2 protein-coding genes are annotated in these 1075 nt (G+C 68.6%); both read left to right on the top strand.

All coding sequences use genetic code 11. From position 1 onward, the window contains the following. On the top strand, positions 1-531 hold a 531-nt coding region (locus ACIRO3_RS36875; protein WP_404144142.1), incomplete at its 5' end, for a winged helix-turn-helix domain-containing protein. Then, entirely contained in the window at positions 456-1064 is a 609-nt protein-coding gene (locus ACIRO3_RS36870) for a transposase (protein WP_404144140.1), read from the top strand. The genes ACIRO3_RS36875 and ACIRO3_RS36870, both read left to right, overlap by 76 nt. Positions 1065-1075: the final 11 nt, after the last annotated feature.

Below are 1075 nucleotides of genomic sequence, written 5' to 3'. Positions count from 1 at the left end.
CCGGTGGGTGGGGGTCTGACCGCTGAGCGTCGGGCGTTTCGTGAGGGGATCCGGCTACAGGCCGGCGAGCGGTTCGCGGCGGGTGAGAAGACCGCCGTGATCGCGAAGGACCTGCGGGTGAGTGTGCGGTCGGTGGAACGCTGGCGCCGTGCCTGGCGCGAGGGCGGCATGGAGGCCCTGCACTCGACGGGCCCGGCCAACTCCCCAACTGTCACTGATACCCAGTTCGCCGTGCTCGAGGAGGAACTCGGCAAGGGCCCGTCAGCGCACGGCTTCGAGGATGAACGGTGGACTCTGGTCCGGGTCCAGACGGTGATCCGCCGCAGGCTGCGCCTGACGCTGTCGGTGGCGACGGTCTGGCGGCTGCTGAAGCGGCACGGCTGGTCCTGGCAGGCACCGGCCCGCAGAGCACTCGAGCGGGACGAGCACGCGGTGGAACTGTGGAAGAAGGAGGTGTGGCCCCAGGTAAAAGCCTCGCGGCGGCGTCCGGGGCATGGCTCGTCTTCGAGGACGAGGCCGGATTCTCCATGACGCCGCCCCGCGCCCGAACCTGGGGCCGGCGCGGACACACCCCTGTCATCTGCGTCCGCGGCCGCTCCCGCCGCCGGACCTCGGTCGCCGCCCTGTGCTGCTACAAACCCGGCGAGAAGAGCCGTCTCATCCACCGGCCCCGCAACCATCTCCTGCTCAAGGGCGCCCGCAAGAGCTTCTCCTGGCAGGACTATCGCGACCTGCTGGTGAGGGCCCATATTCAGCTCGGCGGCCCCATCGTGGTGGTTTGGGACAATCTCAACACCCACCTGGCCGCCGGGCTGAAACGCTACGAGGCCGAACACGACTGGCTCACCACCATCCGCCTCCCGGCATACGCACCAGACCTGAACCCGGTCGAAGCCGTCTGGTCCCTCGTGCGCAGAGCCACGGCCAACACCGCCTTCGACACCCCCGACGACCTCGAACGCAAACTCCGCCGCGAGTTACGCAGAATCCAGCTCCGACCCCACCTCATCGACAGCTGTCTCACCGCCACCGGCCTGACAATCAACCCACCGACCCCGCCCTGAAATCCTCAGTA

Origin of the sequence: Streptomyces sp. NPDC102278, assembly GCF_044766345.1 — a bacterium.
Lineage (GTDB): Bacteria > Actinomycetota > Actinomycetes > Streptomycetales > Streptomycetaceae > Streptomyces.
Note: the sequence above shows the minus strand (reverse complement) of the source record. Positions and strands in the feature narration are given on the sequence as shown.